The 25,052-nt window shown below is 66.7% G+C and carries 20 protein-coding genes and 4 pseudogenes; 7 read left to right on the top strand and 17 right to left on the bottom strand.

The features are described 5' to 3' along the window. Positions 1 to 13 precede the first annotated feature (13 nt). Positions 14 to 668 (bottom strand): annotated as a pseudogene (locus OR16_RS08480) (LysR substrate-binding domain-containing protein). 13 nt (positions 669 to 681) lie between these two features. Continuing rightward, a complete protein-coding gene (locus tag OR16_RS08475) occupies positions 682 to 2,100 on the bottom strand; it encodes an FAD-binding oxidoreductase (protein ID WP_006157556.1) in 1,419 nt (472 codons plus the stop codon). 240 nt (positions 2,101 to 2,340) lie between these two features. Between OR16_RS08475 and OR16_RS08470 the strand changes: the two genes are divergently transcribed. From OR16_RS08470 to OR16_RS08455, 4 genes and pseudogenes are all read left to right on the top strand, one after another. Next, positions 2,341 to 2,886, top strand: a complete 546-nt coding sequence (locus OR16_RS08470; RefSeq protein ID WP_006157555.1) for a cob(I)yrinic acid a,c-diamide adenosyltransferase — start codon at positions 2,341 to 2,343, stop codon at positions 2,884 to 2,886. Between the two features lie 183 nt (positions 2,887 to 3,069). Further along, positions 3,070 to 5,079 carry a molecular chaperone DnaK gene (gene dnaK / locus OR16_RS08465; protein WP_337459821.1) on the top strand — a complete coding sequence of 670 codons (2,010 nt, stop codon included), beginning with the start codon at positions 3,070 to 3,072 and terminating at the stop codon, positions 5,077 to 5,079. Between the two features lie 175 nt (positions 5,080 to 5,254). Continuing rightward, a pseudogene (dnaJ, locus tag OR16_RS08460) lies at positions 5,255 to 6,404 on the top strand (molecular chaperone DnaJ). A 123-nt stretch (positions 6,405 to 6,527) separates the two neighbouring features. Further along, complete coding sequence (locus OR16_RS08455; protein ID WP_006157553.1) at positions 6,528 to 8,471, top strand: chorismate-binding protein; 1,944 nt, start codon at positions 6,528 to 6,530, stop codon at positions 8,469 to 8,471. 15 nt (positions 8,472 to 8,486) lie between these two features. Here OR16_RS08455 and OR16_RS08450 read toward each other — a convergent pair whose 3' ends face one another. The 8 genes and pseudogenes from OR16_RS08450 to hda all read right to left on the bottom strand — a co-directional run bounded on the left by OR16_RS08450 (position 8,487) and on the right by hda (position 15,305). Continuing rightward, the gene (locus OR16_RS08450; RefSeq protein WP_006157552.1) at positions 8,487 to 9,218 is read right to left on the bottom strand and encodes an energy-coupling factor ABC transporter ATP-binding protein; all 732 of its coding nucleotides are present in this window, start codon (positions 9,216 to 9,218) and stop codon (positions 8,487 to 8,489) included. Continuing rightward, a complete protein-coding gene (locus OR16_RS08445; protein WP_006157551.1) occupies positions 9,215 to 9,913 on the bottom strand; it encodes an ABC transporter permease in 699 nt (232 codons plus the stop codon). Before OR16_RS08445 ends, OR16_RS08450 begins: the two co-directional genes overlap by 4 nt. An 11-nt stretch (positions 9,914 to 9,924) precedes the next feature. Further along, complete coding sequence (gene panB / locus OR16_RS08440) at positions 9,925 to 10,746, bottom strand: 3-methyl-2-oxobutanoate hydroxymethyltransferase (protein WP_006157550.1); 822 nt, start codon at positions 10,744 to 10,746, stop codon at positions 9,925 to 9,927. Between the two features lie 208 nt (positions 10,747 to 10,954). Further along, positions 10,955 to 11,596, bottom strand: coding sequence for a deoxynucleoside kinase (locus OR16_RS08435; RefSeq protein ID WP_006157549.1), 642 nt, complete (start codon positions 11,594 to 11,596; stop codon positions 10,955 to 10,957). 91 nt (positions 11,597 to 11,687) lie between these two features. After that, positions 11,688 to 12,206, bottom strand: a complete 519-nt coding sequence (gene folK / locus OR16_RS08430) for a 2-amino-4-hydroxy-6-hydroxymethyldihydropteridine diphosphokinase (protein WP_006157548.1) — start codon at positions 12,204 to 12,206, stop codon at positions 11,688 to 11,690. After that, positions 12,206 to 13,806 (bottom strand): annotated as a pseudogene (gene pcnB / locus OR16_RS08425) (polynucleotide adenylyltransferase PcnB). The gene folK and the pseudogene pcnB overlap by 1 nt, the downstream one beginning before the upstream one ends. Before the next feature lies 1 nt (position 13,807). After that, positions 13,808 to 14,482 carry an HAD family hydrolase gene (locus tag OR16_RS08420; protein WP_006157547.1) on the bottom strand — a complete coding sequence of 225 codons (675 nt, stop codon included), beginning with the start codon at positions 14,480 to 14,482 and terminating at the stop codon, positions 13,808 to 13,810. Between the two features lie 116 nt (positions 14,483 to 14,598). Further along, positions 14,599 to 15,305: pseudogene (gene hda / locus OR16_RS08415) on the bottom strand (DnaA regulatory inactivator Hda). Positions 15,306 to 15,583: 278 nt separating this feature from the next. Here hda and purM point away from each other — a divergent pair. After that, a complete protein-coding gene (gene purM / locus OR16_RS08410) occupies positions 15,584 to 16,669 on the top strand; it encodes a phosphoribosylformylglycinamidine cyclo-ligase (RefSeq protein ID WP_006157545.1) in 1,086 nt (361 codons plus the stop codon). Here the strand turns inward: purM and OR16_RS08405 are convergent. The 4 genes from OR16_RS08405 to OR16_RS48155 form a co-directional block, all read right to left on the bottom strand. Continuing rightward, entirely contained in the window at positions 16,579 to 17,082 is a 504-nt protein-coding gene (locus OR16_RS08405; protein ID WP_006157544.1) for a GNAT family N-acetyltransferase, read from the bottom strand. The two genes, purM and OR16_RS08405, sit on opposite strands and share 91 nt — an antisense overlap. 73 nt (positions 17,083 to 17,155) lie before the next feature. Continuing rightward, entirely contained in the window at positions 17,156 to 18,142 is a 987-nt protein-coding gene (gene miaA, locus OR16_RS08400; RefSeq protein WP_043418999.1) for a tRNA (adenosine(37)-N6)-dimethylallyltransferase MiaA, read from the bottom strand. A 20-nt stretch (positions 18,143 to 18,162) separates the two neighbouring features. Then, complete coding sequence (mutL, locus tag OR16_RS08395; RefSeq protein WP_006157542.1) at positions 18,163 to 20,034, bottom strand: DNA mismatch repair endonuclease MutL; 1,872 nt, start codon at positions 20,032 to 20,034, stop codon at positions 18,163 to 18,165. Next, complete coding sequence (locus OR16_RS48155) at positions 20,019 to 20,219, bottom strand: hypothetical protein (RefSeq protein WP_006157541.1); 201 nt, start codon at positions 20,217 to 20,219, stop codon at positions 20,019 to 20,021. Before OR16_RS48155 ends, mutL begins: the two co-directional genes overlap by 16 nt. 141 nt (positions 20,220 to 20,360) lie before the next feature. Here OR16_RS48155 and OR16_RS08390 point away from each other — a divergent pair, with 141 nt between their 5' ends. Further along, positions 20,361 to 21,002 (top strand): VTT domain-containing protein, encoded by a 642-nt coding sequence (locus OR16_RS08390; protein ID WP_006157540.1) that lies wholly within the window; start codon positions 20,361 to 20,363, stop codon positions 21,000 to 21,002. A gap of 38 nt (positions 21,003 to 21,040) precedes the next feature. On the opposite strand, the gene OR16_RS08385 is transcribed toward OR16_RS08390, so the two are convergent. Both OR16_RS08385 and murJ read right to left on the bottom strand, forming a co-directional pair. Further along, positions 21,041 to 21,889: a SirB1 family protein gene (locus tag OR16_RS08385; protein ID WP_006157539.1), complete on the bottom strand. Its 849-nt coding sequence runs from the start codon at positions 21,887 to 21,889 to the stop codon at positions 21,041 to 21,043. Between the two features lie 231 nt (positions 21,890 to 22,120). Next, positions 22,121 to 23,674 carry a murein biosynthesis integral membrane protein MurJ gene (murJ, locus tag OR16_RS08380; RefSeq protein ID WP_006157538.1) on the bottom strand — a complete coding sequence of 518 codons (1,554 nt, stop codon included), beginning with the start codon at positions 23,672 to 23,674 and terminating at the stop codon, positions 22,121 to 22,123. Between the two features lie 252 nt (positions 23,675 to 23,926). Here murJ and rpsT point away from each other — a divergent pair, with 252 nt between their 5' ends. Then, positions 23,927 to 24,193: a 30S ribosomal protein S20 gene (gene rpsT, locus OR16_RS08375; RefSeq protein ID WP_006157537.1), complete on the top strand. Its 267-nt coding sequence runs from the start codon at positions 23,927 to 23,929 to the stop codon at positions 24,191 to 24,193. 223 nt (positions 24,194 to 24,416) lie between these two features. Here rpsT and OR16_RS08370 read toward each other — a convergent pair whose 3' ends face one another. Continuing rightward, positions 24,417 to 24,716 carry a DUF3579 domain-containing protein gene (locus OR16_RS08370; protein ID WP_006157536.1) on the bottom strand — a complete coding sequence of 100 codons (300 nt, stop codon included), beginning with the start codon at positions 24,714 to 24,716 and terminating at the stop codon, positions 24,417 to 24,419. Positions 24,717 to 25,052: the final 336 nt, after the last annotated feature.

Genomic DNA, 25,052 nt, shown 5'->3' with positions numbered 1-25,052 from the left:
GGGTTCGGCGGTGCTACCAGTCCAGGCTGAGCAGCCAGTCGACGAAGTACCGCGCCTCCGGCTTGAGCGGCGCCTGTTCGCGCTCGACGATGTAGTAACCGTGCGGCGATACCGATTCGATGTCCAGCAGCCGTACCATCTGGCCCAGTGACAGCCAGTGGCGGGCCATGCGCTGGCGCACCAGGGCCACCCCCTGGTTGGAGGCGATGGCTTCGAGCATCAGGCCGATGTCGTTGAATTGCGGGCCGGCCTGAGGCTCGGGCCAGTCCAGGCCCGCGGTCTCGAACCAGGGCTTCCAGGGTTCCAGCGGGCTGCGCAGCAGCACCAGGTTGTGCAGGTGCTCGGGCCTGGTGATGGCGCGGCCGTCGATGCGCTCGTAGTACTCGCGCCCGCAGGCCGGGAACACGGGCTCGACCAGCAGCTTGGTGGTCTTCAGGTCGGGGTAGCGCCCGGTGCCGTAGCGGATCTCCACATCCGTGTCTTCCGCCTTCACGTCCAGGAAGGGGATGGCCAGGTGCAGCTCGGTGTCGATGTGTGATGCGGTGCGAGACCGCGCTGGGCGTGACCGACAACTCCTCGGCCGCGCGCGCGAAGCTGCCCAGGCGCGCGGCGGCCTCGAACGCGATCAGCAGGTGCAGCGGCGGGACGCGGTTGAACACGGATGCCATGCCGCGCTGGTCCTCAGCGCACCGCGCGGAAGATCTTGCCCGGGTTGAGGATGTGGTTGGGATCGAGCGCGTTCTTGATGGCGCGCATCAGGTCCAGCGCGTCTTCGCCGTGCTCGCTGACCAGGAAATCCATCTTGTGCAGGCCCACGCCGTGCTCGCCCGTGCAGGTGCCGCCCATGGCCAGCGCGCGCTCCACGATGCGCCGGTTGATGGTCTCGGCTTCGGCCAGTTCCTCGGGTTTTTCGGGGTCGGTCAGGATCGCCACGTGGAAGTTGCCGTCGCCGACGTGGCCCACGATCGGGCAGGGCAGGCTGGACGCGTTGAGGTCGCGCTCGGTCTCGGTCACGCAATCGGCCAGGCGGGAGATCGGCACGCACACGTCGGTAGTCACTGCCTTGCAGCCCGGCTTGAGCTGCAGCATGGCGAAGTAAGCGGTATGGCGTGCGTTCCACAGGCGGCTGCGGTCTTCCGGGCGGGTGGCCCACTCGAAGCCCTGGCCGCCATTGTCGGCGGCGATCTGCTGCACGGTCTCGGCCTGCTCCTTGACGCCGGCCTCGGTGCCATGGAATTCGAAAAACAGGTGCGGCATCTCCGGCATGGACAGGTTGTCATGCCGGTTGATGGCGCGGATGGCCAGCGCGTCGACAAACTCCACGCGCGCCACCGGCACGCCCAGCTGGATGGTTTCGATGGTCGCCCGCACCGCGCTGCCCATGCTGGGGAAGCTGCAGATGGCTGCCGAGATGGCTTCGGGCTGCGGGTACAGCCGCACCGTCACCTCGGTGAGGATGCCCAGCGTGCCTTCGCTGCCGATCATCAAGCGGGTCAGGTCGTAGCCGGCGGAAGACTTGCGCGCGTGGGTGCCGGTCTTGATGATGCGGCCGTCCGCGGTGACCACCGTCAGCGCCAGCACGTTCTCGCGCATGGTGCCGTAGCGCACGGCGTTGGTGCCGGAGGCGCGGGTGGCGCACATGCCGCCCAGCGACGCATCGGCGCCCGGATCGATCGGGAAGAACAGCCCGGTATCCTTGATTTCCTGGTTCAGCTGCTTGCGGGTCACGCCCGGTTGCACCGTCACGTTCAGGTCCTCGGATTGCACCGACAGCACCTTGTTCATCTGCGACAGGTCCAGGCTGATGCCGCCGGCCACCGCCAGCAGGTGGCCTTCGAGCGAGGAGCCGGCGCCGTAGGCGATCAGCGGCACGCGGTGCGCGTTGCACAGGCGGGCCACCTCGGCCACTTCCTCGGTGGTATGGGCGAAGACCACGCCGTCGGGCGCGGCCGGCGGAAAGGGCGATTCATCGCGGCCATGGTGGTCGCAGACGCCAGGGGAGGTGGAGAAGCGCTCGCCGAAGCGGGCCTGCAGCGCGTCGCGCACGGCGGCGGGCAAGGGTTGGCGCACCAGCGCGGCATGGGCAAGGGGTTGGTTCATGGCGTCTCCGGCGGGTCTGCGGGGGCCGCGGGCCGTGCAGTGCCGGCCATGGCAGGCCGGCTCCGAACGGTGCCGGCACTCGCACCCGGTAGCGTATCAAGCGAATCCCGTTATTCTACGCCGCGCCCGTGGCGGCTCGCGGGGCGGGCGCCGCAACAGGCACCCGGCGCCGGGCCTTGCGATAACGCGAGCGGCCAGATGCACGCCATAATGGCGGACTCACCAACGCAGGAGTCCCGCATGGGCCATCGCCTCTCCAAGATCGCCACCCGCACCGGAGATGCCGGCACCACCGGGCTCGGCGACGGCAGCCGCACGGGCAAGGACAGCCTGCGCATCGCGGCCATCGGCGACGTCGACGAGCTCAACTCCAGCCTTGGCGTGCTGCTCACCGAGACGCTGCCCGACGACGTCCGCTCGGCCTTGCTGCACATCCAGCACGACCTGTTCGACCTTGGCGGCGAGCTGTCCATTCCCGGCTACGTGCTGGTCAAGCCAGAGCAGGTGCTGCAGCTCGACCAATGGCTGGATCATTACAATGCCAACCTGCCGCGCCTGGCCGAATTCATCCTGCCGGGCGGCAGCCGGGCCGCGGCGGTGGCGCATGTGTGCCGCACGGTGTGCCGGCGCGCCGAGCGCGCGCTGGTGGCGCTTGGCGCGCAGGAAGCCCTGAACGAGGCGCCGCGCCAGTACCTGAACCGCTTGTCCGACTTGCTGTTCGTGCTGGCGCGCGTGCTCAACCGGGCCGGCGGGGGCAGCGATGTCCAGTGGCAGCGGGCGCGCTAGCCGCCTTTTTCTGGTGATTCAAAAAGCACAAAAACCACGCTTGGCGCGCAACGTCTTCCAACACCCTTCAACTTGGCCGGCCAGGCAGCCGCTGCGCGGAGGGAGAAGTCGAGAAATTTAGTCGGATTTGCGCTTCTGGCCCTTGAAATGGCCCCGGACGGCCACATTTCGGCCTCAGGATGAATTGCAGTCCCCGCGGATAGCGGGGCTCAAGAGGAGAGAATAATGGGTAAGATCATCGGTATCGACCTCGGTACCACCAATAGCTGCGTCGCGATCATGGAAGGCAATACGCCCAAGGTGATCGAAAATGCCGAAGGCACGCGTACCACCCCGTCGATCATCGCCTACATGGAAGACGGCGAGATCCTGGTGGGCGCACCTGCCAAGCGCCAGGCGGTGACCAATCCGCGCAACACCCTGTATGCGGTGAAGCGCCTGATCGGCCGCAAGTTCGAAGAAAAAGAAGTGCAGAAGGACATCGGCCTGATGCCGTACACCATCGTCAAGGCCGACAACGGCGACGCATGGGTGTCCGTGCGCGACCAGAAGCTGGCACCGCCGCAGGTGTCCGCCGAAGTGCTGCGCAAGATGAAGAAGACCGCCGAAGACTACCTCGGCGAGCCGGTGACCGAAGCCGTGATCACCGTGCCGGCCTACTTCAACGACTCGCAGCGCCAGGCCACCAAGGACGCTGGCCGCATCGCCGGCCTGGACGTCAAGCGCATCATCAACGAGCCGACCGCGGCCGCGCTGGCCTTCGGCCTGGACAAGAACGAAAAGGGCGACCGCAAGATCGCCGTGTATGACCTGGGTGGCGGCACGTTCGACATCTCGATCATCGAGATCGCCGACGTTGACGGCGAGAAGCAGTTCGAAGTGCTGTCGACCAATGGCGACACCTTCCTGGGCGGCGAAGATTTCGACCAGCGCATCATCGACTACATCATCACCGAGTTCAAGAAGGACCAGGGCGTCGACCTGTCCAAGGACGTGCTCGCGCTGCAGCGCCTGAAGGAAGCTGCTGAAAAGGCCAAGATCGAACTGTCGAGCTCGCAACAGACCGAAATCAACCTGCCGTACATCACGGCGGATGCCTCGGGCCCGAAGCACTTGAACCTCAAGATGACCCGCGCCAAGCTGGAATCGCTGGTCGAGGAACTGATCCTGCGCACCATCGAGCCGTGCCGCATCGCCATCAAGGACGCCGGCGTCAAGGTCAGCGAAATCGACGACGTGATCCTGGTCGGCGGCATGACCCGCATGCCCAAGGTGCAGGAACAGGTCAAGGAGTTCTTCGGCAAGGAAGCGCGCAAGGACGTGAACCCGGACGAAGCCGTGGCCGTTGGCGCCGCGATCCAGGGTTCCGTGCTGTCGGGCGACCGCAAGGACCTGCTGCTGCTGGACGTGACGCCGCTGTCACTGGGTATCGAAACCCTGGGTGGCGTGATGACCAAGATGATCACCAAGAACACCACCATCCCGACCAAGCATGCGCAGGTGTTCTCGACCGCTGACGATAACCAGCCGGCCGTGACCATCAAGGTGTTCCAGGGCGAGCGTGAAATGGCCACTGGCAACAAGCTGCTGGGCGAGTTCAACCTCGAAGGCATCGCGCCGGCCGCGCGCGGCACGCCGCAGATCGAAGTCTCGTTCGACATCGACGCCAACGGCATCCTGCACGTGGGCGCCAAGGACAAGGCGACGGGCAAGGAAAACCGCATCACCATCAAGGCGAACTCGGGCCTGTCGGAAGACGAGATCCAGCGCATGGTGAAGGACGCCGAGGCCAACGCCGAGGAAGACAAGAAGGCCCGTGAGCTGGCTGACGCCCGCAACCAGGCCGACGCGCTGATCCACTCGACCAAGAAGGCCGTCACCGAATACGGCGACAAGCTGGAAGCGGGCGAGAAGGAAAAGATCGAAGCCGCGATCAAGGAACTGGAAGACGCCGCACGCGGCGGCGACAAGGCCGAGATCGATGCCAAGGTCAGCGCGCTGTCCGAAGCCAGCCAGAAGCTGGGCGAGCGTGTCTATGCCGACATGCAAGCCCAGGCAGGCGATGCGGGCGCGGCGGGTGCCGCGGGCGCAGCCGGTGCCGGTGCCGCCGGCGCGGGCCATCAGCAGCATGCCCATGCGCAGGACGACAACGTCGTGGACGCCGAATTCAAGGAAGTCAACGACAAGAAGTAATGGAAGAGCGGGGCGGGGGCGCGGTGGGCAACACCAGCGCCAGCCCCCATCCCGACGCCGGGCGACGGACATTGGACCAAGCGGGTTACCGCCGTCGAATGCCTCGCTCGGCTTTTTTGCTATTTTGCCCGGGCGGGCTTTGGACGCTTCCGGGCCCATCAGGTAAGCAGCCACCATGGCAAAACGTGACTTTTACGAAGTGCTCGGGGTGGGCAAGAACGCCAGCGACGACGAGATCAAGAAGGCCTATCGCAAGCTGGCGATGAAGCACCACCCGGACCGCAATCCGGACAGCAAGGATTCCGAAGAGAAATTCAAGGAGGTCAAAGAGGCCTACGAGATGCTCTCGGACCCCGAGAAGAAGGCCGCCTACGACCAGTACGGCCATGCCGGCGTCGATCCCAACATGGCGGGCGGCTTCGGCGGCGGCGGCCAGGCCTACGGCGGTTTCGCCGAAGCCTTCGGCGACATTTTCGGGGATATTTTTGGCCAGCAAGGCGGCCAGGCTGGCGGCGCACGCCGTGGCGGCGGCCCGCAGGTGTACCGCGGCGCCGATCTGCGCTACAGCATGGAAATCACGCTGGAGCAGGCCGCGCACGGGCACGATGCGCAGATCCGCGTGCCGCACTGGGACGAGTGCGAGCATTGCCACGGCAACGGCGCCGAGCCTGGCTCCAGCGTCGAAACCTGCCCGACCTGCCATGGCGCGGGCCAGGTGCGCGTGTCGCAAGGCTTCTTCTCGATGCAGCAGACTTGCCCCAAGTGCCACGGCACCGGCAAGCACATCCCCAAGCCATGCACCAAGTGCCACGGCCAGGGCAAGCTGAAGTCGCAGAAGACGCTGGAAGTGAAGATTCCCGCCGGCATCGACGAGGGCATGCGCATCCGCTCTTCGGGCAATGGCGAGCCGGGAATCAACGGCGGCCCTCCGGGCGACCTGTACGTGGAAGTCCACATCAAGCAGCACGCCGTGTTCGAGCGCGATGGCGACGACCTGCACTGCCAGATGCCGATCTCCTTCGCCACCGCGGCGCTGGGCGGCGACCTGGAAGTGCCCACGCTGGGCGGCAAGGCCAGTTTCCCGGTGCCCGAAGGCACCCAGCCCGGCAAGACCTTCCGTCTGCGCGGCAAGGGTATCAAGGGCGTGCGCTCCGGCTATCCGGGCGATCCTCTACGTGCACGTGAACGTGGAAACGCCGGTCAAGCTGACCGAGGCGCAGAAGGACATCCTGCGCCAGTTCGACCGCTCGGTGCATGAAGGCGGCTCGCGCCACAGCCCGCAGGAGCAATCCTGGCTGGATAAGGTGAAGAGCTTCTTCAGCTGATACGGCTTGGGGCATGCGGCCGGCCACGCTTTGATGCGTGGCCGGCTTTTTTGTTTTTGCGGTGGCGCGATAATGCGATGTCGCCCGCTTTCCCGCGACGCCAACCGACGCTGGTGATTTACCGTGGCTGTCTCCCTGACCCGCTCGTCTTCTTCCCCTGCCTTTGCGCAAGCGCCCGAATCCGGCTCGGCCGGCGCCACCGAGCCTTTCGTGCTGCTAGACAATGCCACCGCCGCGCCGGGCGAGGCGGCATCGCGCCTGTACACCGGCCTTGCCCATGAGGACGTGCTGCCAGATGCCTGCGCGCTCGGCACACTCGACGCCCTGCTGGCCGAAGGCTGGCGCCAGGGCTGGCATGCCACGTTGTTTGCGCCTTACGAATTCGGCGGCCCGCTGGTCGGCGTGCCGGTCCATGTCGATCGCGCATTGCCTTTTCACGATGGTGCGCTGCGCCTGCTCTGGTTCAGGGAACTGCACCGGCTGGACAAGGAGCAGGTCGCGCAATGGCTGGCGCGGCGCCGGGATGAGCCCGCCGGCTTGATGGATGTCCTGGCTGACACGCCGGAGCCGGCTTTCCATGCCGCCATTGCCCGCATCCACCAGTGGATCGAGGCTGGCGACACCTACCAGGTCAACTTCACGCAGCGTCTGCGATTTGCCGAATTCGGCGATCCGCTGGTGCTCTATTGCGCATTGCGTGCCGCCCAGCCGGTGCCTTACGGTGCGCTGGCGCGGCTGCCGGGCGATGGCTGGGTGGTGTCGCTGTCGCCGGAATTGTTCGTCCGCCATGACGGCCAGGGCCAGTTGCTCACCCGCCCGATGAAGGGCACGGCGCCGCGCACCGGCGACGACGCGCGCGATGCCGAGGCCGCGCTGGCGCTGGCGGCCGACGCCAAGAACCGTGCCGAGAACGTGATGATCGTCGACTTGCTGCGCAATGACCTGGGCCGCGTCGCGATACCTGGCACGGTGGCGGTGCCCGATCGCTTCGTGGTGCAGCCCTTTGGCCAGGTGCTGCAGATGACCTCCACCGTCACCGCCACGGCCCGGCCAGGCACCAGCCTGGCCGACCTGATGCGCGCGCTGTTTCCCTGCGGCTCCATCACCGGTGCGCCCAAGCGGCGCACCATGGAGATCATCGGTGAGCTGGAGCGTGCGCCGCGCGGCCTCTATACCGGCTCGCTCGGCTGGATCGACGCGCCCGGCGCGGGGCTGGCGCAGGGCTGGCCGGGCACCTTCGCGCTGTCGGTGGCGATCCGCACGCTGGTGCTGGGCCCGAAGGGCGCCGACGGCCTGCGCGCGGGCGAGATGGGCGTTGGTGGTGGCATCGTGCATGACAGCGACGCCGCGGGCGAATACGCCGAGTGCGGCTGGAAGGCCCGTTTCCTGACCGCGCACGATCCGGGCTTTACCTTGTTCGAAACCATGCGGGTAGTGGATGGCCAGTGCCAGCGCCTGGATCCGCACTTGGCGAGGCTGGCAGCTTCTGCAGCGTGCTTCGGCTTTGGTTTTGAGCGTACCGGCGCACTGGCTGCCGTGCGCGCGGCCGTGGCGGGTCTGGGGGCCGGTGCCTGGCGCTTGCGGCTGGCGCTGGACAAGGCGGGCAGCCTCACTGTTGCCCACGGCCCGCTGGCGCCGCTAGCCACGGCCACGGTGCAGGTGCTGCTGGCAGCGCAGGCGCTGCCGGTGGCGGACGCGTTGCGCCGCCACAAGACCAGCGCGCGCGCCGTCTATGATGCCGGCTGGCAGGCGGCCGAGCGTGCCGGCGCCTTCGACAGCTTGTTTTTCATTTTCAACGCCCGCGACGAGTTGCTCGAAGGCGGCCGCAGCTCCGTGTTCGTCAAGCTGGATGGCGAGTGGCTGACGCCGCCGCTGGCCGCCGATATTCTGCCCGGCGTGATGCGCGCGGCGGTGCTGGCCGATGGCACGCGCTACCTGGGCGGGCCAGTGCGCGAAGCGGTCGTCACGCGGGCCATGCTGAACGGCGCCGAGGCGCTGGCACTGGCGAATTCGTTGCGGGGCGTGTTGCCGGCGGACTTGCCGGCGAATTTGCCGGCCAAAGGCTGATCCGAATCCTAGCGCTCAGGGGTGGCGCGTATCCAGCCGCCCGTCGCCGAGCTTCCAGCGCACCACGCCCGGCAGGTTGATCAGTTCGCGGTCGTGGCAAACCACCACCACGGTGCGGCCCTCGGCGGCGAGGTCCTTCACCAGGCCAATCACCTGTTCGCGTGCGTGCCCGTCCAGGCTCGAGGTGGGCTCGTCCAGCAGGAGCAGGTCGGGCTCCAGCACCTTGGCGCGGGCCAGCGCCACGCGCTGCACTTCACCGCCCGACAAGCGTTCGGGGGCGGTGTCCTGCACGTGCGTGATGCCGGCCCAGCCCAGCGCAGCGCCCACGCGCCGCCTGACTTCGTCGTCGGGCATGCCGCGCGCCTTCAGGCCATAGGCAATGTTTTCGCGCACCGAGGTGCGAAACAGGTAGGGATGCTGGTGCAGGTAGGCAATGCGCTGCCGCAGCGCGGCGGGCAGCGGATCGAGCGCGGCGTTACGCGCCGTGCCATCCGCGCTGGTCCAGGCCACCGTGGCGCCTGGGGCGCGGTCCAGCCCCGCCATCATGCGCAGTAGCGTGCTCTTGCCCGCGCCATTGACACCGGTCAGCACCACCACGGCGGCGCGCGGAAAGGTGAGTTCGGTGATGTCGAACAGCCTGCGCGCGCCCACCTGGCGCTGCAGGCCGCGTGCTGTCAGCAGCGGTGGCAACTGCGCGGGCGGCAACGGCTGCCCGTCGGGCGTGCGGCGTGCGGGCAGCGTGCTCATCGGCGGAATCCTCCCGCGCCCTGCAGCCATGCCAGCATCACATTGACCAGCAGCGCCAACGCCACCAGCACGATGCCCAGCGCAATGCCCTGGGCGAATTCGCCTTTGCTGGTTTCCAGCGCGATGGCGGTGGTGATGGTCCGGGTGGTGCCTTCGATATTGCCGCCGATCATCAGCGCCGAGCCGACTTCGGCAACGACCCGGCCAAAGCCAGCCACCAGCGCCGCCATCAGGCCGAAACGCAATTCGCGCAGGACGGTGAGGAAGGTCCGCCAGCGCCCGGCGCCCAGCACCCAGGCGGTCTCGCGCAGGCGGACGTCCGCCCTTTGCAGGGTGGACAGGGCAAAGGCCAGCACCACCGGGAAGCCGATCACCGCCTGCCCGAGCACCATGCCGCTGCGGGTGAACAACAAGGAAAAGCCGCCCAGCGGCCCATGGCGGGTGAACAGCAGGTAGAGGACCAGCCCGACCAGCACGGTCGGGAAGGAAAGGAAGGATTGCGCCACCACCACCACCACGCGCCGCCCGGGAAAATCGTGGGTGGCGATCAGGTAGGCCGCGCCGATGGCCGGCACGGCCGCAATCGCCAGCCCGAGCACCGCCACCATCAGCGACGTCCAGACGATGAACCAGATGGCGCCGTCACCGCTGGCCAGGAGCGCAAAGGCTGCGATGGTGGCGGCGCCGATCTCCATCGCCGGCGCGCTCAGGCCGAGAAGGTGTGCTCGACTGCCGGGAAGCTGCCGTCCTTCACGGCCGCCACGTAGGCGCGCACGGCGGCCTCGATCGAGCCGGCGCCTTCCATGAAGTTGCGCACGAACTTGGCCTTGCGGCCCGGGTAGACGTTGATCATGTCCTGCAGCACCAGCACCTGGCCGGAGCAATCCGCGCCGGCGCCGATGCCGATGGTCGGGATGGTCAGCAGGCCGGTGACCACGCCCGCCACCGCCGCCGGCACCGCTTCCATCACGATCAACTGGGCGCCCGCGGCTTGCAGCGCGAGCGCGTCGCGCTTAAGTTGCGCCGCGCTCTCGTCGGTCTTGCCCTGCACCTTGAAGCCGCCCAGCGCGTGTACCGACTGCGGCGTCAGGCCGATGTGGGCGCATACCGGGATGCTGCGCTCGACCAGGAACTTGACGGTGGGCGCGAGCCACTCGCCGCCCTCCAGCTTGACCATGTGCGCACCGGCCCGCATCAGCGCGACGGCGCTGGTGAAGGTGGCTTCCGGCGTGGGATAGGTGCCGAACGGCAGGTCCGCCACCAGCAGCGCGCTCTGGTTGCCGCGCGCCACGCATTCGGTGTGATAGACGACCTGCTCCAGCGTCACGGGCAGCGTGGTCTGCTGGCCTTGCATGACATTGCCGAGGGAGTCGCCGACCAGCAGCACCTCGACCCCGCAGTAGTCGAGCAGCGCGGCGAAGCTGGAGTCGTAGGCGGTCAGCATGGCGATTTTCTCGCCGGCGGCGCGCATCGCTTGCAGCTTGGGGATGGTGATGGTCTTGCGGGAGGGGTCGAGAAGGTAACTCATGACGTTGGGCCGGTAGAGAGACGGGAGTCGGGCCGGCCGCAATGCCGCAGTGCATTCATGCTCGGTGCATCAACGCATCTGCATCCGTGCGGCAAGTCCTTTGCCCCCTTCAGTTCGTACTGCGCGCGGCGGGTGGCCCAGGATGGGGCCACGGGATTCGCGGCAGCGACTGCTGTCGTTATGGTGAAGGCTGGCAGGCGGGAACCTGTCAGGGCGCAGCGAGATTGAGAAAGGCCTTGCGGCCACGCATGTTTTCGATGCGCGACAGTAGTGTACGGAAATCGGCGTCGTTGTCTACCGGACTGAAGTGTGCGGTGTCGACGATCATGACCGGCGCCTCGTCATAGCGATGGAACAGCTCGCCATAGGCATCCGACAACCGCTCCATATAGGCATCGTCGATGCTGGACTCGCCGGGCACGTTGCGCCGGGCGATGCGTTCGCGCAGCAGGGCGGGCGTGGCTTGCAGCACGATGACGAGGTCCACGCGCTGGCTCTGGGCCGGCAGGCGTGCTGCGAGGGCGTCGTACAGCGCCAGTTCGTCTTCCGGCAGGGTCAGCCCGGCGTAGAGGCGGTCCCTGGTGTACAGGAAATCGCCCACCATGCGCTGGCCCGCCAGCAATGCCGCCTGCCAGGCCTTGAGCTGCTGGGCGCGCTGGTTCATCAGGGACAGCTGCAGCGGCAGCGCGTAGCGCGCGGGCTCGCGGTAGTAGCGTTCCAGGAAGGGGTTTTCACGTGCCGCATCGAGTAATTCGCCGGTGCGCAGGGTTTGCGCCAGGCGTTGCGCGAGCGCAGTCTTGCCGGCTCCGATGGGGCCTTCCACCACGATGCGGCGCAGGTGTTCGAGCATGGGCGGGTCCGGTCGGCTAGGGGGAACTACACGGTACAGGGTGGTGCAGGGCGGAGCAAGCGGGGCCGGCTTGCCGCTGCCAGCCATCGCTTCAGGCGTCGCCGCTGGCGTCCAGCAGCCGCGTGCACTTGCAAAAGGAGACCTTCTCGACGCGCTGCGCGCTGACCGCGCTCAGGTAATCCGCCGCGCGGCCGAGGCCGGGGATGACCAGTTCGCCATCGAGCTCCAGCAGCGGCACCAGCGTGAAGGCGCGCTCGGCCACGCGCGGGTGCGGCACGGCCAGCTTTTCGTCCTGATGGATTTCGTCGCCAAAGACCAGCAGGTCCAGGTCGAGGGTGCGCGGTGCATTGCGGAAAGGCCGCTCGCGTCCGAACTGATCCTCGATGTGGTGACAGATGCGCAATAACTGGGCGGCGGTGAACGAGGTCTCTACCTTGACCACCGCGTTGTAGTAGTCGTCGCCCGTCGCATCGACCGGGGCCGTGCGGTAAAGCGACGATCTCGCCAGCACCGTGATGCCGACCTGCTGGGCCAGGCATACGATGGCATCTTTCAAGGCCTGCCGGGCGTCACCCAGGTTGGCTCCGATGCCGATAAAGGCAAGTGTCATTACGATTCCTCCGGCTGGACGCGTACCTTGCCGGTTTTCCGGTCTGCAGTGGAGCCGGAATCCTGGCTCGCGTCCATATCACTCCGCGGAGAAACTTTATCCGATTTCCGCGGACTGCGCCGGCGGCGCTTCTTGCGTGCCGGGCCGCCGCTCTCGGCGCTGTCGCCGTCGTCGGCGGGCTCGCCACCTTCGGTGTTGCCCGTGCCGCCGCTGCCGCCGCCTTGCTTGCCGCCGCCGCGCACCGGGCGCACGGCCTCGATCAGGTCTTCGCGGCCGTGGTTATCGGCATCCTGGAAATCCTGCCACCATTTCGCCAGTTCAGCCGGCTGCTCGCCGGATTCGCAGCGCAGGTAGAGGAAGTCGAAGCCGGCGCGGAAGCGCGGCGACTCGATCAGGCGGAACGGCATGCGGCCCAAGCGCTTTTCGAAGCGCGGCTGCATGCCCCAGATATCCCGCATGTCGGTGACAAAGCGGCGAGCTGGCCGGTCTGGCGTTCCAGCACGTCATCCATGGCGATATTGAGCGCGGCGATCGCGTGTTCGCCTTCCTCACGCAGCGTGGTCCAGCGCTGCAGCACGTGGTGCCACAGCAACGCGGCAAACAGGAAGCCCGGCGACACCGGCTTGCCAACCTGCACGCGCTGGTCCGTATTGTCCAGCGCCAGCTGCACGAAACGCTGGCCCATCGGCTGCTCCAGCGCCACATCCAGCAGCGGCAGCAGGCCGCGGTGCAGGCCCGCCTTGCGCAGCTCCTGCAGCGACGCCCAGGCGTGGCCCGACATCAGCAGCTTGAGCATTTCGTCGAACAGGCGCGCGCTGGGCACGTTGTGGATCAGCGAGGCGAGGTCGGCGATCGGCTGGCGGGTATCCTCGTCGATCGTGAAGCCGGTCTTGGCGGCAAAGCGCACCACGCGCAGCATGCGGATGGGATCTTCGCGGTAGCGCGTGACCGGGTCGCCGATCATGCGCAGCGTGCGCGCGCGGATGTCTTCCATGCCCTGGTGGTAGTCGTACACCAGTTGCTGGGCCGGGTCGTAGTACATGGCGTTGATGGTGAAGTCGCGGCGTTCCGCGTCTTCCGCCTGCGATCCCCACACGTTGTCGCGCAGCACGCGGCCGGAGGCGTCGATCGCGTGGGTCTTGCTGTCGAGCTCCGAGCGCTTGAGGCGCCGCCCTTCGGGCAGGGTCTCGCTGGCCACCGCGTCGACCAGCGCGCGGAAGGTCGAGACCTCGATGATTTCCTGCTCGCGCCCGCCATAGAACGTCACGTGCACGATCTGGAAGCGCCGGCCGATGATGCGCGAGCGGCGGAACAGCGCCTGCACCTGGTCGGGCGTGGCGTTGGTGGCGACGTCGAAGTCCTTGGGCTTGATGCCCAGCAACAGGTCACGCACCGCGCCGCCGACGATAAACGCGTCGTAGCCTGCCTGCTGCAGCGTGGAGGTGACCTTGATGGCGTTGCGCGAGATCAGCGACTGATCGATCTGGTGCTCGGCATGCGCCACGATGTTGGGTGCATGGGCGCGCTGGCCGCGGCGTTTGACGGGGCGCTGCTGGGTGCCCGGCTTGCCTAGCAGCCGGTTGATTAGCTTTTTGATCACGTCAGAACAGGTCCATGATGCGCCAGCCTGACGCGGCGGCGTGGTGACGCAGGCGATCGTCCGGGTTGGCGGCGATCGGTTCGCTGACCTTCTCCAGCAGCGGCAGGTCGTTGGCCGAATCGCTGTAGAAGGTGGTGTTTTCGAAGGCATCCCATTGGGTGCCCATGCTCTTTAGCCAGGCTTCCACCCGGGTGATCTTGCCCTCGCGGAAGCAGGGAATACCTGCCACTTCGCCAGTAAAGGCGCCGTCCGGCTTGCCGTTGGCGGTGGCCGGCTCGGTGGCGATCAGGTGCTTGATGCCAAAGGCTGCCGCGATCGGGGCGGTGATGAAACTATTGGTGGCGGTGACTACGGCGCACAGGTCGCCGGCGTCAAGGTGCTTGTAGACCAGGGCGCGCGCCTGCGGCGTGACGGCCGGATCGATCACTTCACGCATGTACTGGCTGCGCAACGCTTCCAGGCGGTCGCGCGGATTGGCCGCGAGCGGCGCCAGCGAGAAACGCAGGAAAGCCTGGATATCCAGGGTGCCAGCCGTGTAGTGGCCGAAGAACTCGTCGTTCCTGCGGCGGTAGGATTCCTCGTCGACAACGCCCAGGCGCACCAGGAAACGGCCCCATTCGTGGTCGCTGTCGGTGGGGAGCAGGGTGTGGTCGAGATCGAACAATGCCAGATTCATGGGCGGCGATTTTACATTAACGTGACTACGACGGTTTTCTTAACGTCTCAGGATGCCAACAATGGCAAGCACGGTGCGTGCCACCGGCCGCGGCGCACTGTCGCGCCGTCCCGGACTCACTCTCGCAGTTCGGCGAACATTTCCCGCAGCAGGGGCAGCGTGACGGCACGCTTGCGCTCCAGTGAATAGGTGTCGAGCGCGTCCAGCAGCGCCATCAGGCTGGGCATGTCGCGATATTTGCGCGTGACCAGCCAGTGCGGGATTTCCGGCGAAAGCTGCAGCCCGCGCTCGCGCGCGGCCTGCACCAGCGCCGCCATCTTGTCTTCGTCCGACAGCGGTGCCAACTGGTAGACCAGGCCCCAGCCCAGCCGCGTGCGCAGGTCCTCGCGCACAGGCATGGCCAGCGGCGCCAGGCTGCCGGCCACCACGATGGCGGTCCGCACGTGGGCCCGGACCTCGTTGTACAGCGAGAACACGGCAATCTGGCGGGCTTCGTCGAGCAGCTCCACGTCGTCCACGGTGTAGAGCTGGCAGCTCGGGTCGAAGATGAAGTCCGACAAGGCGTGGTGCGGGCTCAGGTAGCGGCAACGGATGCCGGCCTGGTAGCCGCTGTCGCAGACCGCATGCAGCAGGTGGGTACGGCCCGAGCCCACTTCGCCCCACAGGTAGATCAGGCGGTCGGCCGCCCGCTCCTGCGCCACCGCCGTGGCCAGGTCGCGCAGGCGCTGCACCGGCTCGCGGTTGACCGCAACGAAAAATTCTCGAAGGTCGAGGGCGGCGGACTGCCAAGTTCAAGCGAAAGCTGCTTGGGACGCTGAAACATGACTTATCGGTTACTTTTAGTGCGAATCATCTGTCAGGTAAACGCGTCGCGGCCGGCATGCGCTGACCGCCTGTAGGGCGCGGGCAGAATGACCGGGGGCTGCCGGAATCATCTTCATCGGGAATGGCTGCGGACCATACTTAATGGCACGGGACACCGGAAAGTGGAAGCCGGAAGCCTGTATCCGTTAAAATTGGGATTCTACTGGACTCGCGGCCGCAAATCGCCGTCGTGAGCGCCGCAATCCTCACTTCATACTCCAGGAAAAGCAGGTTCCCATGAGCGCATCCCCCACTTCCGGCCAGGCAGGCCTCTCCTACCGCGATGCCGGCGTCGATATCGACGCGGGCGACGCGCTCGTCGACCGCATCAAGCCGTTCGCCAAGCGCACCATGCGCGAAGGCGTGATGGCCGGCATCGGGGGCTTCGGCGCGCTGTTCGAGTTGTCCAAGAAGTACAAGGAGCCCGTACTGGTTTCCGGCACCGACGGCGTGGGCACCAAGCTCAAGCTGGCCTTCCAGCTCAACCGCCACGACACCGTGGGCCAGGACCTGGTCGCCATGAGCGTCAACGACATCCTGGTGCAGGGCGCCGAACCGCTGTTCTTCCTCGACTACTTCGCCTGCGGCAAGCTCGACGTGGAAACCGCCGCGACCGTGATCAAGGGCATCGCCCATGGTTGCGAGCTGTCCGGCTGCGCGCTGATCGGTGGCGAAACCGCCGAAATGCCTAGCATGTATCCCGATGGCGAGTACGACCTGGCCGGCTTCGCGGTTGGCGCCGTGGAGAAAAGCCGCATCATCGACGGCACCACCATCGTGCCGGGCGACGTGGTGCTGGGCCTGGCCTCGTCGGGTGCGCACTCCAACGGCTACTCGCTGGTGCGCAAGATCATCGAAGTGGCCAAGCCGGACCTGAACGGCGACTTCCATGGCCAGCGCCTGCAGGACGCCATCATGGCGCCCACCCGCATCTACGTGAAGCCGCTGCTGTCGCTGATCGAGACGTTGCCGGTCAAGGGCATGGCCCACATCACCGGCGGCGGGCTGACCGAGAACGTGCCGCGCGTGCTGGCGCAGAACGTCACCGCCGTGCTGCAGCGCGACGCCTGGACCCTGCCGCCGCTGTTCCAGTGGCTGCAAGCCCAGGGCAACGTGGCCGACGACGAAATGCACCGCGTGTTCAATTGCGGCATGCGCCGTTTTTTATGCCCGCCAGGCGCTGAGCGAAGCCGGCAGGACAGGCCAAAACCGTCGATCGATGGGCGGCGGCGTTACGCCGTCGTCCCCAGCTTCGCCAGCGCGTCCCCAGTCACCCGGCAAATCCGCCAGTCCGGCATCACGTCCGCACCCATTGCCCGGTAGAAATCAATGGAAGGCGTGTTCCAGTCCAGCACGCTCCATTCAAAGCGGCCGCAGCCGCGTTCCACCGCCAGCGCCGCAAGATGCTTGAGCAGGACCTTGCCCAGCCCATGGCCGCGCCAGGCGGGGTCGACATAGAGGTCTTCCAGATACAGTCCGGGCTTGGCCAGGAAGGTCGAGAAATTGTGGAAGAACAAGGCGAACCCGACGGCCTGCGGACCCTGCGTGCCGGGGACCTCCACCAGCACGGCCTCGGCATGGGGGCGCGTACCGAACAGCGCCTCGCGCAGCTTTTCCGGCGTGGCTTCGACCAGGTGGGTGAGCTTCTCGTATTCGGCCAGTCCCGTGATCAGCGCGAGCAAGGCCTCGCAGTCGTTGGAAGTGGCGGGGCGCAGAACGAACTCGGTGGAGGACATGGCGGGATTGACGTTGTCGGCAAGAGATAAACGAAGATTATCGCCGATTGGTCACGCCCGTTCCCCGGTGCGGCTATGCCTGCCCGATCCTTGCCAGCCTTGCTACCTGCGAGACGTAGTCCGCCGCCAGGCAGTCCACCACTTCCCGCTCCGGCGTGCTGCGCAGCCAGGTCAACTGGCGCTTGCAGAGCTGGCGGGTCGCCGCCAGGCCGCGTTCGCGCATGGTGTCGAAATCGGTCTCGCCGTCGAGGTATTCCCAGACCTGCCGGTAGCCGACGCAGCGGATCGACGGCAGTGTGGGTTGCAGGTCGCCGCGCGCGCGCAGCCGTTCCACTTCCTCGATAAAGCCGCCGGCCAGCATGGCGTCGTAGCGCTTGGCGATGCGCGCGTGCAGCACGGCGCGCTCGGATGGCTCCAGCGCGATCACCCGATAACGGCGGTCGGCCGCGCCGGCAAAGGTGCGTTCGTCGGCCTGCCTTGCCAGCAGTGCCGACATGGGCTGGCCGGACAGGCGGTGGATTTCCAGCGCGCGCTGGATGCGCTGCGCATCGTTGGGTGCGAGGCGCGCCGCGGTGACCGGGTCGATCTCGGCCAGCATGGCGTGCAGCGCCGGCCAGCCGCGCTCGGCGGCCAGCGCGTCCAGTTCGGCGCGCAGGGCCGGATCGGCCTGCGGCAGGTCATTCAGGCCCTGCGTCAGCGCCTTGTAGTACAACATGGTGCCGCCGACGATCAGCGGCTCGCGGCCGCGCGCGCGGATCTCCGCGATCAGCCGCTCGGCGTCGGTGACGAACTGGGCGGCCGAGTAGCTGTCGGCCGGATCGATGATGTCGATCAGGTGGTGCGGCACCGCGGCGAGTTCGGCGGGCGAGGGCTTGGCGGTGCCGATGTCCATCTCGCGGTAGACCAGCGCCGAGTCCAGGCTGATGATTTCGATCGGTGTCTGCGCGGCCAGCGCCAGCGCCGCGGCGGTCTTGCCGGAGGCGGTAGGGCCGAGCAGGCAGACCACCGGCGCGTGGCCTGATGCGGCTGCGGCGGTGCCGCTGGATGAGGCTGTTGTCATCAAGTCGTGGGGCACGCGGCTTACTGCCCGCGCAGGAACAGGCGGTCGAGCTCGGCCACGGTCAGCTGCACCCAGGTGGGCCGGCCGTGATTGCACTGGTCGGCGCGCTCGGTCTGCTCCATCTGGCGCAGCAGCGCGTTCATTTCTTCCAGCGTGAGCTTGCGGTTGGCGCGCACCGCGCTGTGGCAAGCCAGCGTGGCCAGCAGTTCGTTCTGGCGCTCGACCAGCACGCGCGAGCCGCCGAAGGCTTGCAGGTCGCGCAGCACGTCGCGCGCCAGGGCTTCGGTGTCTGCCTGCTTGAGCAGGGCGGGAATCGCGCGGATCGCCAGCGTGGTGGGTGAGACCTGCGCGATGTCGAAGCCGAGCAGGGTAAGGGTCTCCTGGTGCTCCTCGGCCGTGCCGATTTCCACCGGGTTGGCCGTGAGCGTGACCGGGATCAGCAGCGACTGCACCGCGAGCTCGCGCGCTTCGAGCGCGGTCTTGATCTGCTCGTAGAGGATGCGCTCGTGGGCGGCGTGCATATCCACCAGCACCAGGCCGCGCGCGTTCTGCGCCAGCACATAGATGCCGTGCAGCTGCGCGATGGCATAGCCCAGCGGGCTGGCCTCGTCTTCGGGAAGTTCCTGGCGGGCCAACGGGTCCAGCAGGCCGGGCGGGTCGTTCTCGCGTGCGGCTTGCGCATCGGCCAGCCAGGCCGGAGGCGTGGCGCCCGGGCCGGACGGCGGCGCGTAGGCGGCGGGCGAGCGTGAAAACCCGCCTCCCGGCTGGATCGCGTCGCGCACCATGCCGAGGTACGCCTGCCGGGGCTGCGCCACGCCGAGCTCGGTCTGCCGCGCGGCGGCGGTGTAGTCGACCCATGGGCGCGGGCTCGCGCCGCCGCCCATGCCGCCGCTCCTGCCCGATCCGCCGAAGCCAGCGGTGCCGCTGGTGCCGCTGGTGCCACTGGAGCTGCTGGAGCCGCCGCCAAAGCTGCGCGCGCCCGGGAATCCGCCGGCGCCGCCAAGCGGCTCCACCGCCGCCCCATCGGCCGAGTCGACCGACGTATGCAGGCTGTCGCCCTGCTCGCCGGCCTGCCGCGCCAGGCAACGCTGCACGGCGTGGTAGACAAACTGGTGCACCGAGCGAGATTCACGGAAACGCACTTCGATCTTGGACGGGTGCACATTCACGTCCACCATCTCGGGCGGCAGGTCCAGGCACAGCACGTAGGAGGGGAAGCGGTCGCCGTGCAGCACGTCCTGATAGGCGCTGCGCACCGCATGGGTCAGCAGCTTGTCCCGCACGTAGCGGCCGTTGACGAAGAAGAATTGCTGGTCCGGGCGGCCGCGTGACGCGGTGGGCAGCCCGGCAAAGCCATACAAGTGCAGGGTGCCGGCCTCTTCATCCAGCGGCAGCCGGGCATTGGCGAAGTCGGCGCCCAGCACCTGGCCCGTGCGCGTGGCGACGTCGCCAGCGTTCCAGTGCTCCATTGGCTTGCCGTTGTGATGGACCGAGATGGCCACGTCCGGGCGTGCCAGCGCCGCCCGCCGCACCATCTCCAGGCAATGGCCAAACTCAGTTTGTTCCGTTTTCAGGAACTTTCTGCGTGCCGGCGTGTTGAAGTAAAGGTGCTGCACGTCCACGGTGGTGCCCACGCCACCGGATGCGGGTTGTACCACGCCGGTGTCGGCAACCACCTGCATCGCATGCGAATCGCTGGCGGTGCGGCTGGTCAGGGTCAGCTCGGATACCGAGGCGATCGAGGCCAGCGCCTCGCCGCGAAAGCCCAGGGTCAGCACGGCTTCGAGCTCGCCCAGCGATGCGATCTTGCTGGTGGCGTGGCGCATCAGCGCGACCGGCAGTTCGGCGGCGGGGATGCCGCAGCCGTTGTCGGCGATCACGATGCGGCGCACGCCCCCCTCTCGAGGCGGATATTGAGCTGGGTGGCGCCCGCGTCCAGCGCGTTCTCCAGCAGTTCCTTGACCACGGAGGCGGGACGTTCCACCACCTCGCCGGCCGCGATCTGGCTGATCAGCTGGTCGGGCAGGGGGCGGATGGGACGGAGCGGCTGGGCGGGGTGCGGGGCTTGGGCAGGCATGGGCGGAATTATACGTGGGTGCGCCGCTTGGCCGACGCACGCCCGGCGTGTGGAAAGTGGCCAGGCAAGGTGGCTTTGCCGCCTGTCCGGTCTTGTATGATGTCGGCTGAATAGAGAACGGGGATCGAATTGGATATCGCATTGCAGTTCATCGACATGCTGCTGCACGTCGACAAATACCTTGGCACCGTCATCCAGAACTACGGTGCATGGGTCTACGCCATCCTCTTTGCGATCGTGTTCGCCGAGACGGGATTAGTCGTGCTGCCCTTCCTCCCGGGCGACTCCCTGTTGTTTATTGCCGGCGCCTTCTGCGCCACGCACGCCATGAACGAGTGGGCGCTGGTCGGCCTGCTGCTGGTGGCGGCGATTGGCGGCAATACGGTCAACTACTTCGTGGGAAGCTGGGTCGGCCCGAAGGTGTTCGACGGGCATTGGCGCTTTCTTGACCAGCAGGCGCTGCGCAAGACCCACGATTTTTATGAGCGCCATGGCGGCAAGATGCTGGTGATGGCGCGGTTCCTGCCGATCGTGCGTACCTTCGCGCCGTTCGTGGCCGGCGTGTCGCAGATGACCTTCGCCAAGTTCCAGCTGTTCAACGTGATCGGCGCGGCGGCCTGGGTGCTGGGCCTGGTGTTTGCCGGCTACTTCTTCGGCAACCTGCCGTTCATCAAGCAGTACCTGAACCTGATCGTGCTGGCGGGCATCGGCGCGGCGGTGGTGCCGCTGGTGCTGGGCGGGCTATGGAAGCTCGTGCGGGGGGCCAAGCGCCGTCCTTCCTGAGCCGGTGGGGCGGGCCACGGCCTGCCCCGGCTTGCGCATCAGCTGACGCTGCGGCTCATCATGCGCAGCGCCGGCATGCGGTCGCGGATCTGGGTGGTGTCGGCCGCATCCGGGCGCGCTATCACATAGGCTTCCAGGTCCGCCAGCGCCGGGCGGAAGCACTCCAGGTTGGCATAAGCCAGCCCGCGGTCACGCACTTCCTCGATCGAGCCGGGCAGCAGGATCACCAGGCGGTTCTGCACCGCCAGCAAGCGCTGCCAGCGCGACTCCTGCAGATAGATCGACTTGAGATTGCGCAGCACGCGCGCCACGATCTCGCGGTGGCTGGCCACCTGCAGGAACAGGCCCAGCGGCACCTCGTTGGGGTCAGCAATGCCCTCGCGCTCCAGGTGCGGGTCGAGCATCTCCTGCAACTGCTCCTTGGACAAGGTCTCGCCGGTGAGCGGGTCCACCACCACCTCGCCGGCCGGAATCGACATCCGCACCAGGAAATGGTTGGGGAAGGACACGCCCTTGAGCGGCAGCCCGATGTGCTGGCCCAGTTCCATATAGAGCACCGCAAGCGAAATCGGGATGCCGCGGCGCTGCTTGAGCACGACGTTCAGGTACGAGTTGTCGGGGTCGTAGTAGTCGTTCGCGTTGGCGCCGAAGCCCAGGTCGCGGTAGAAGAAATGATTGAGCAGGCGCATGCGCTGGATGGCCGGCGTGCCGTCGGCGACGCGGCGCTTCAGGCGTACCGCGAGCATGTCGAGCGCTGCGAGCTCGGCCTGCAGGTCCAGGTCCGGATAGGCGTCCTGGGCGATCGAGAGCACGGTCTCGGTAAGCGGGATACCGTTCTCATCTGCCACGAGACTGGCAAAGTAATCCAGGACTTTCGTGGTTGTCATTGCAGCTTTCCTGAATGCGGCCTGGCGGCTGTTCCAGTTGGAGGCTGGCGGCGTGACGTGCATTCCCGGACAGTGCATTGGTACCGTCCGCGGTCGCGCGCCTGGGCAGAACCGCTTCGTCTCATTTTGACACAACCTCAGTAGCCTTGACCCTGCACCGCGCACTGCCGCACCCCTTGGCCGGCGCCGTCTGGCGCTGGCGGGAAGGGCGGTTTGGCAGGCGGGGGCTTGTTAGCCGGCTCTCCGCTTGAAAGCGGAGTATCTCAGCCCCATGAGCCACAGTGTACCGAAGTAGACGACTGCCGCAAGTACCAGGCACGAGGCCAGCAGGGCGATACGCAACAGTGGCGTGGCGCCCAGCGCGACCCAGTCGAAGTTGCGGGCGAACCACAGCAGCATGCCGGCCAGCAGTGTGACGGCGGTCAGCAACTGGGCCAGGAACAGCCACCAGCCCTTGGCCGGCGAGTAGAAGCCACGCTTGCGCAGGCCCAGGAACAGCAGCAGCGCGTTGACGGTGGCGCCGAAGCTGATCGACAGCGCCAGGCCCGCATGGCCAAAGCGCGGCACGAAGACGTAATTGGACAACTGCGTGATCACCAGCACCAGCAGGGCAATCTTGACCGGGGTGCGGATGTCCTGGCGGGCGTAGAAGCCCGGCGCTAGGATCTTGATCAGGATCAGTCCCAGCAGGCCGATGCCGTAGGAGACCAGGGCCTGGCGGGTCATCTCCACCGCATGGGCGTCGAACTTGCCGTAGTTGAACAGCACCGCCGTGAGCGGCGCTCCGAATACAAACAGCCCGACCGCGCACGGCACGGCCAGCAGGAAGGTCAGGCGCAGACCCCAATCCAGCAGTCCGGAGTATTCGGCCCGGTTTTCCTCGGCGCTGGCTTTCGACAGGCTCGGCAGCAGGATGGTGCCCAGCGCCACGCCCAGCAGCGCGGTCGGGAACTCCATCAGGCGGTCGGCATAGGTCAGGTAGGACACGCTGCCGGCGGCCAGGCGCGAGGCAATATTGGTATTGATGATCAGGCTGATCTGGGCCACCGAGACCGCCAGCAGCGCCGGCGCCATCTGCCGCATGACGCGGCGCACACCGGGTTCGGCCCAGGCCGCGCGCAGGTTGTAGCGCAGGCGCGGCATCACGCCCAGGCGCCGGAGCGCCGGAACCTGCACCGCCAGTTGCAGGATGCCGCCCACCAGCACGCCCCAGGCCTGCGCGTAGATTGGCTGCGCCATATGCGGGCCGACAAACAGCGCGGCAATGATCAGGCAGAGATTGAGCAGCACCGGGGTGAAGGCCGGCATGGCAAAGCGGCGCCAGGTGTTCAGGATGCCGGAGGCCAGCGCCACCAGCGAGATCAGGCCGATGTAGGGAAACATCACGCGTGTCATGAAGACCGCGGCGTCATAGGTTTCGCCGCCATGCTGGCGAAAGCCCGTGGCGACCACCATCATGACTACCGGCGCGCCGATCACGCCAAGCAGCGAGACGCCCATCAGGACCCAGGTCATGACCGTGGCAACAGCATCGATCAGTGCGCGGGTCTCGGTCTCGCCGCGCTTGCTGTGGTATTCACCCAGGATTGGCACGAAGGCTTGCGAGAACGCGCCCTCGCCGAAGATCCGGCGCAGCAGGTTGGGGATGCGAAACGCCACGTTGAAGGCGTCGGTCATGTCCGAGGCACCGAAGGCGCGCGCGATCAGGATCTCGCGGATGAGGCCCGTGATGCGCGACAGCATCGTCAGGCTGCTGATGGTGGCGAGCGCTTTGAGCAGGTTCAAGATGATTCGGCGGCAAGGGGTGGCGGCAGCAGCGTGGTTATATCGGCCTTTGCGTCACCCCGCCTTAGATGAGGCGTGGCTCGGCTTGCCAGCCGCTTTTTCTTGTGTGTATAATTGCCGATTCACAAGGCTAGTTGCGTTCCGGATTCGTGTGCCAGTGCATCCCGGGTCGCTTGATGTGCACTTAATTGTGTCCGCGGTTTGCTCCGTCCTTCCGTCGGGCACGCATCTGAATTCAGGAAATCTACTTAAATGGCAAATTCCGCACAAGCTCGCAAGCGCGCGCGCCAGGCCGTCGCCCAGAACGCCCACAACTCCAGCCTGCGTTCGCGTCTGCGTACCGCAGTGAAGGCTGTTCGCAAGGCAATCGAAGCCGGCGACAAGGCTGCTGCTGCCGAGATCTTCAAGAACTCGCAATCGATCATCGACGCTATCGCCGACAAGAAGATCGTGCACAAGAACAAGGCTGCGCGCCACAAGTCGCGCCTGTCGTCGGCTATCAAGTCGATGGCTGCCTGACATAGGCACTGGTGCCGGGCGCAAGCCGGGCACCTTCCGGCTGTTCGCCGGCCATTGCGCGTGGTCGCGCTGCTTCGGTGGCGTGTCACGTCCTATCCCCTGTGTGCCTTGGTCCTTGTTGCCTTGGCTTTTGCTTTTGTCGCTTTGGCTTTGGCTTTGGCGGGTCCCGATGGCGCTTGCGGCTGGCCGCGGCATGGCCGCAGCTTCAGCGCGTGGAACCGGCTCACTCCAGCGAGCAGGCTTCGACCAGTTGCAGGTTGTTGTCGCGGGCAAAGTTGAGTACGAAGTCGAGCGCCTTGGGCTCGATGTCGCGCAGCCGCGCATCGACCACCACGCTCTTCAACCCGCCGGCCATCACCGGCCGCACGTAAGGTGAGTAAGTAATGCGGGGATCGCCGGTGTCGCCCTCGGGGCGGAATTGCGCCATCACGCCGCACAGTCGTTCAGCCCAGTCGCTTGGGCGGAAGGTCTTGCCTTCCTTGGTGATGCCTTGGATGAAGTATTCGCGAACTGTGGGATTCATGGGACTGCGGGGATAAGACGGGTGACTCGACGGTAAACCCGCCAGACTGACCAAACGGAAGCCCGTTTGACGCGGCCAGGAAACGATTGGTTCGTTTCATTCCGGCCGTGGCGGCGGGGGCGTCGGTGTCGGCGGGGGCACTTTTGATGCCGGCAGCGGGCTGTGGCATGGGTATGCCGGGCCCCGCGTGAATCAGCCAGTATTATATCTTATATAAGACTGGCGCATAAGCCTCCGTGCCGGGCGAGGTGCCGCGCACGCTCGCCAAAGCCACAATAATCCCTTATGATTCTTACAGTTAAATTGCGTAAGCGACGCGAAAGGCGGCTCCGCGGC

It is taken from the genome of Cupriavidus basilensis OR16 (assembly GCF_000243095.1).
Classification (GTDB): Bacteria; Pseudomonadota; Gammaproteobacteria; order Burkholderiales; family Burkholderiaceae; genus Cupriavidus; species Cupriavidus basilensis_D.
The sequence above is the reverse complement of the archived record's forward strand: the minus strand, read 5'-3'. Positions and strand labels throughout refer to the sequence as shown.

Excerpts from the sequence above, each read along its gene's own strand:
- OR16_RS08475 (WP_006157556.1), bottom strand. The coding sequence starts at position 2,100 with ATGAACCAACCCCTTGCCCATGCCGCGCTGGTGCGCCAACCCTTGCCC.
- OR16_RS08470 (WP_006157555.1), top strand. The coding sequence starts at position 2,341 with ATGGGCCATCGCCTCTCCAAGATCGCCACCCGCACCGGAGATGCCGGC.
- OR16_RS08450 (WP_006157552.1), bottom strand. The coding sequence starts at position 9,218 with ATGAGCACGCTGCCCGCACGCCGCACGCCCGACGGGCAGCCGTTGCCG.
- OR16_RS08445 (WP_006157551.1), bottom strand. The coding sequence starts at position 9,913 with ATGGAGATCGGCGCCGCCACCATCGCAGCCTTTGCGCTCCTGGCCAGC.
- panB (WP_006157550.1), bottom strand. The coding sequence starts at position 10,746 with ATGAGTTACCTTCTCGACCCCTCCCGCAAGACCATCACCATCCCCAAG.
- OR16_RS08435 (WP_006157549.1), bottom strand. The coding sequence starts at position 11,596 with ATGCTCGAACACCTGCGCCGCATCGTGGTGGAAGGCCCCATCGGAGCC.
- folK (WP_006157548.1), bottom strand. The coding sequence starts at position 12,206 with ATGACACTTGCCTTTATCGGCATCGGAGCCAACCTGGGTGACGCCCGG.
- OR16_RS08420 (WP_006157547.1), bottom strand. The coding sequence starts at position 14,482 with ATGAATCTGGCATTGTTCGATCTCGACCACACCCTGCTCCCCACCGAC.
- purM (WP_006157545.1), top strand. The coding sequence starts at position 15,584 with ATGAGCGCATCCCCCACTTCCGGCCAGGCAGGCCTCTCCTACCGCGAT.
- OR16_RS08405 (WP_006157544.1), bottom strand. The coding sequence starts at position 17,082 with ATGTCCTCCACCGAGTTCGTTCTGCGCCCCGCCACTTCCAACGACTGC.
- miaA (WP_043418999.1), bottom strand. The coding sequence starts at position 18,142 with ATGACAACAGCCTCATCCAGCGGCACCGCCGCAGCCGCATCAGGCCAC.
- OR16_RS48155 (WP_006157541.1), bottom strand. The coding sequence starts at position 20,219 with ATGCCTGCCCAAGCCCCGCACCCCGCCCAGCCGCTCCGTCCCATCCGC.
- OR16_RS08385 (WP_006157539.1), bottom strand. The coding sequence starts at position 21,889 with ATGACAACCACGAAAGTCCTGGATTACTTTGCCAGTCTCGTGGCAGAT.
- rpsT (WP_006157537.1), top strand. The coding sequence starts at position 23,927 with ATGGCAAATTCCGCACAAGCTCGCAAGCGCGCGCGCCAGGCCGTCGCC.
- OR16_RS08370 (WP_006157536.1), bottom strand. The coding sequence starts at position 24,716 with ATGAATCCCACAGTTCGCGAATACTTCATCCAAGGCATCACCAAGGAA.